Origin of the sequence: Gottfriedia luciferensis (genome assembly GCF_002156865.1) — a bacterium.
Lineage (GTDB): Bacteria > Bacillota > Bacilli > Bacillales > Bacillaceae_G > Gottfriedia > Gottfriedia luciferensis.
In genome coordinates this window covers 1-5,107 of sequence record NZ_NCTA01000079.1, presented here as the reverse complement: position 1 = coordinate 5,107, position 5,107 = coordinate 1, and the positions used below count along the sequence as shown (strand labels likewise).

General features: G+C 35.2%; 5 protein-coding genes and 1 pseudogene. All 6 read left to right on the top strand.

Going from position 1 to position 5,107, the window contains the following annotated elements; all coding sequences use genetic code 11:
* Nucleotides 1–1,046 (top strand): annotated as a pseudogene (locus B7R67_RS22265) (hypothetical protein); the annotation flags it as partial.
* Nucleotides 1,047–1,055: 9 nt separating this feature from the next.
* Nucleotides 1,056–1,829, top strand: a complete 774-nt coding sequence (locus B7R67_RS21700; protein WP_088073075.1) for a hypothetical protein — start codon at nucleotides 1,056–1,058, stop codon at nucleotides 1,827–1,829.
* A gap of 305 nt (nucleotides 1,830–2,134) precedes the next feature.
* Nucleotides 2,135–2,890 (top strand): YhcN/YlaJ family sporulation lipoprotein, encoded by a 756-nt coding sequence (locus B7R67_RS21695; RefSeq protein ID WP_142289606.1) that lies wholly within the window; start codon nucleotides 2,135–2,137, stop codon nucleotides 2,888–2,890.
* A 317-nt stretch (nucleotides 2,891–3,207) separates the two neighbouring features.
* Nucleotides 3,208–3,780, top strand: a complete 573-nt coding sequence (locus B7R67_RS21690; protein WP_088073073.1) for a TetR/AcrR family transcriptional regulator — start codon at nucleotides 3,208–3,210, stop codon at nucleotides 3,778–3,780.
* A gap of 42 nt (nucleotides 3,781–3,822) precedes the next feature.
* Nucleotides 3,823–4,284, top strand: coding sequence for a GNAT family N-acetyltransferase (locus B7R67_RS21685; protein WP_235822245.1), 462 nt, complete (start codon nucleotides 3,823–3,825; stop codon nucleotides 4,282–4,284).
* 209 nt (nucleotides 4,285–4,493) lie between these two features.
* The gene (locus B7R67_RS21680) at nucleotides 4,494–5,003 is read left to right on the top strand and encodes a BofC C-terminal domain-containing protein (protein WP_158095168.1); all 510 of its coding nucleotides are present in this window, start codon (nucleotides 4,494–4,496) and stop codon (nucleotides 5,001–5,003) included.
* The last annotated feature ends 104 nt before the right edge of the window (nucleotides 5,004–5,107 follow it).

Below are 5,107 nucleotides of genomic sequence, written 5' to 3'. Positions count from 1 at the left end.
ATTTTAATATTAATGTTGAAGTTACACCAACTGTAAAACCTGTTATGCAAGTACCTATTCCACCTGCAAAACCGACTGTATCACCTGTAACAAATAATGCGAATCAACAAGTATCACCAGTAGAAACAGGAAAGCCAAATCAGCAAGTATTACCTGTAGCAACAGATAAGCCAAACCAACAAGTATCACCAGTGGCAACAGGGAAGCCGAATATGCAAGTATCACCAGTAGCAACAGGGAAACCAAATATGCAAGTATCACCAGTAGCAACAGGAAAACCGAATATGCAAGTATCGCCAGTAGCGACAGGAAAACCAAATATGCAAGTGTCACCGATAGCAACAGGGAAACCAAATATGCAAGTATCACCAGTAGCAACAGGAAAACCGAATATGCAAGTATCACCAATAGCAACAGGAAAACCGAATATGCAAGTGTCACCAGTAGCATCACCAGTAGCAACAGGAAAACCGAATATGCAAGTATCACCAATAGCGACAGGAAAACCGAATATGCAAGTGTCACCAGTAGCAACAGGAAAACCGAATATGCAAGGTTCACCGATCGCTACGGGAAAACCATTACCGGCATATGTAGGTCCAAATGTGCCACAAACGTTACCAGCATATGTGGGTACAGGACCAAATTTAAATGCACCACAAACATTACCGGCATATGTAGGTCCAAATGTGCCACAAACGTTACCAGCATATATGGGACCGAATGAAAACTTCCCATTACCAGCATATATGGGACCAAATGAAAACTTCCCAGGAACATTACCCGCGTATGCAGGTCCGAATATGCCACAGCCACAAACCTCACCAGCATATATGGGACCAAATGAAACCTTACCAGCATATATGGGACCAAATGTACCACAAACATTACCAGCATATATGGGACCAAATGTACCACAAACTTTACCAGCATATATGGGACCAAATGTACCACAAACCTTACCAGCGTATATGGGACCAAATGAAAACTATCCTGAACCACAAAGGTTACCAGCATATATGGGACCAAATGTACCAGAAACCTGACCAGTGTATATGGGACCAAATGAAAACTATCCTTATTATCCAAGAGGAGAAGGTGGGACATTACCGGTTTCACCTGGCTTTGGAACAATGCCAATGCTTCCAGGAGTAACTGGTGGAGCTCCGGTTGCACCAATTGCGCCAGCACCACCAACAGCTATACCAACTCCATTACCAGCACCAATCCCAGCACCAAATCCAAATCTAAATATGCCACAAACGTTACCAGCTTATGTTGGTCCAAATCCAAACTTCCCAGCAACACTGCCAGCATATATGGGACCAAATGAAAACTTCCCAGCAACGTTGCCAGCGTATATGGGACCAAATGCTAATTTCCCAGCAACACTGCCAGCATATATGGGACCAAATGCTAATTTCCCAGCAACACTACCAGCATATATGGGACCGAATGAAAACTTCCCAGCAACCTTACCAGCGTATATGGGACCGAATGCTAACTTCCCAGCAACACTGCCAGCGTATATGGGACCAAATGAAAACTTCCCAGCAACGCTGCCGGCATATATGGGACCGAATGCTAACTTCCCAGCAACACTGCCGGCATATATGGGACCGAATGGAAACTTCCCGCAAACACTGCCAGCTATGGATTATCCTAAGTTCCAAGGCGGACCGGTTGTTTCACCATATGCTGCAGGACCTACACCGATGTACCGTGATGCATCAGAACCATATTTTGATCCAAATTCGCAATTATTTACTCCTTATTCTCAAAATCAATCTTCTTACGGAGTTCCATATTTCGAGGAAGATGAACAATAAACAATCTATTTTAGAAAAGACGATTGAATTAAAATCGTCTTTTTTTATATATTAAAAAAGTATAAATGGGCAGCGGTGTAGAATCTTCGCTTTAAAGCTTGCCACTCACCAAATTTTCTTTATTTTTTTCTTTTCTGCCTCAATCATTAAGTTGAATTTTTTTCGAAAATAAACAGTTTTTTGAATGGGACATATATTGTCTACATCCATCAATTAACATTTTAAAAACCTCCTTAAAAGGTCATCCTAACTTTGTAATACAAATACGTATTACAATTAGCTGCAAAAATAGGGAGGGTTTAATATTGAATAAAAAAGGTTTTATCGTAGCTACAAGTACTTTACTAACTGCATTAACATTGTCAGCTTGTGGCGCAAACAATAATGCCATGAATGACCACAAAAGAAATGTTGGTTATGAAAAAGTAAATTTCAATAGACCGACTAACCCTTATGCTGTAAACGATCGTTATGAAAACGTCAATTATCCAAATAATAAAGATTATTTTACGAATAAAAATACCCACTACGGAAATGATCGAATTAATGAAGGCTTGGGTAGTGAGTATTCAAATAATGGCATTGTCCGTGACGTGAAAAATAGAAATGTCAATAATACGAATCGAAACTACACAATGGATCAGGTGCGTTATAATAACGATTTAAATACTCTTGTACCTTATACAAATATAAGTACAAATAATAATATGAATGATGGAGATCGAAAGTATGCTGATGATATTTCAAAACGAGTAGAACAATTGGCAAATGTATCTGACGCTAATACAGTTGCTTTTGGTGATCAAGTACTCGTTGCGGTAGATTTAGTAAATAAAAATGTAGATGAAAATGCTACTCGATCAAAAATCAAAGACGCATTAGCACCATATACGCTCGGTAAAAAAGTATATGTAACATTCGATCATAATATTGGGAATGATATAAAGAATAATATTCCTAATGCAACAAAAAATGTTTTATACGATACAAAAGGTAATGTAAAACATATGTATCGTAATGTTAAAAATGATGTGAAAGATATAGCAAAACCGAACAGGTAATGAATTGAAAGGAAGAGAGCTCACACCGCTCCCTTTCAGACTGATGACAAACGCTCGCTTTCTTCGTTGCTTCGCCTGACTGCGGTGCTCATTACCATCTAAGGGTAACTCTGCTCCTCCCTAGGCTTCGCGCCTCGAAAGACAAGCGTTTTCAATCAGCAATAAGAAAAGGAAGAGGCTTACACCTCTTCCTTTTCTTATTTTGAATAGTTAAATAATTGATTTGATAAGGGATAGACATTATGGTAAAGTGTTTTTAATGTTGACCAAAATGAAAGTTTGGTCAACTTTTGATAAGATTTGAGGTGAAATACTAGTTGAAAAAGCAAAGTATTCTAGAAGCTGCCACAAAGTCATTTACGATCTTTGGATATAAAGCAACTACGATGAGCCAAATTGCAAAACAAGCAAATGTTGGTAAAGGAACGATCTATACTTTTTTCAAAAATAAAGAAGAATTATTCGATGAAATCATTAATAATTTAATCAATGAAATGAAATTTTTAGCTGAACAATCAATTCGTGATGAAGATTCTTTTATTGAAAAAGCACATAAAGGGATAGAAGTTTTTATTGCATTTCATAATGAACATGAATTGACAATAAAATTACTTCAAGAACAAAAAGAAATAGGAACATCTGTTGTACATGATGCACTTAAACGTTTAAATCATTCAATCATCCAATACATACAAAAGAAAATTGAAGAAGGAATTGTTAAAAAAGAGATTGTTGAATGTGATCCAGAAATAACAGCATTGGTAATGTTTCGACTTTACACAACACTAAAAATCGAATGGGAGAAAGATCACGAAGCATTAGGGGCACAAAAAATTACTGAGTTATTTAATTTTTATATTTTGAATGGATTATCCCAAAAAAAAGATTAGAGATCTATCAGGTTTAAGAGGATGTCATAGGGGGAGAAAATCTTGATTGTTAAATTAGATCATAGAGATCAAAAAATAGCAGAGTTAATGCTAGATGTACAATTACCTGCATATAAAGTTGAGGCAAAATTAATTAATTTTGAAGGGATTCCTCAACTAAAGGATACTGTAGAAAGTATTCAAGCATCAAATGAGAATTTTGTCGGCTATTTAATAGAAAAGAATTTAGTAGCGTTCTTATCATATACAGATTCAGAAACCGAATACCAAATATGTAGACTAGTTGTTCATCCTACTTACTTTAAGCAAGGTATCGCTAGAAGATTAGTGAATGATTTTTTAAAGAATATAGTCCAAAATAAAAAAGTAATTGTTTCAACTGGATCTGACAATGCACCAGCAATCAACTTATATCTTTCTTCTGGTTTTACTTTTCAAAAGAAAGTTGAAGTTGCACCTAACGTTTTTATTTCATTATTTGAAGCAACAACTTTGAATCATTAAGTTTCGCAAAATATCGTTCACTCCGTAGTTCCTAAAGATATTCTTTAGGACTTTTTTGCATTAGAAATGAAGTAGTACATTGTGTACATTTTATTGGAGACATGCATTTAACAGAATCATATAAAAAAGTTTGAACAAGCTGGATAAAGAGAAATAGAATGGTCAAACTAAAAAAGGTTGTATGATTATGTCTAAAGGAGTGGATGTTTGTGAAAAATTTTATTTTATTATTTGTTTGTATTCTAGCTCTAGTAGTTCCGGCACAAACTGAAACATTGGCAGCTTATAACAAAATTAATCATCATAATCGTTCTACGAATAAAGGGCTAACAATCATTTTGCATAAAGTATATATAAATGGTGAAGTGATTGAGGAAATCTATATTAATCAACACAAAACGCTAGATCAAGTTAAGAAAGAATTCAAGGGTTGGAAAATCATAGAAGAAAATGATGATCAAATTGTTCTTATGAAAAAAATAAAAGATCTGTCTCCTACTTTAAAGTCAAAAGGATATTTAGGCATAAATTCAAATGGGATGTTGAACTTATATATCGGAACGCCTAGTGGAAATAATATTATAGAATCTTTTTTTCAAATAGATACGGATAAGTTAGAAGTGAACAAGCAAAAAGAGCTCGAAAAAGGGATAAAGATATCAACTAAAAATCATTATAAACATCTATTACATTACTTAAAGGAATATGAAAGAAAATAACTGACTTAGTAAAGAAACTCAAAAAAGGAAAAGCAATTTTAATTGCTTTTCCTTTTTTAAATAGGTTCTGTTAAAAAAGAATATTGATGAAGATTTCCGTTCCA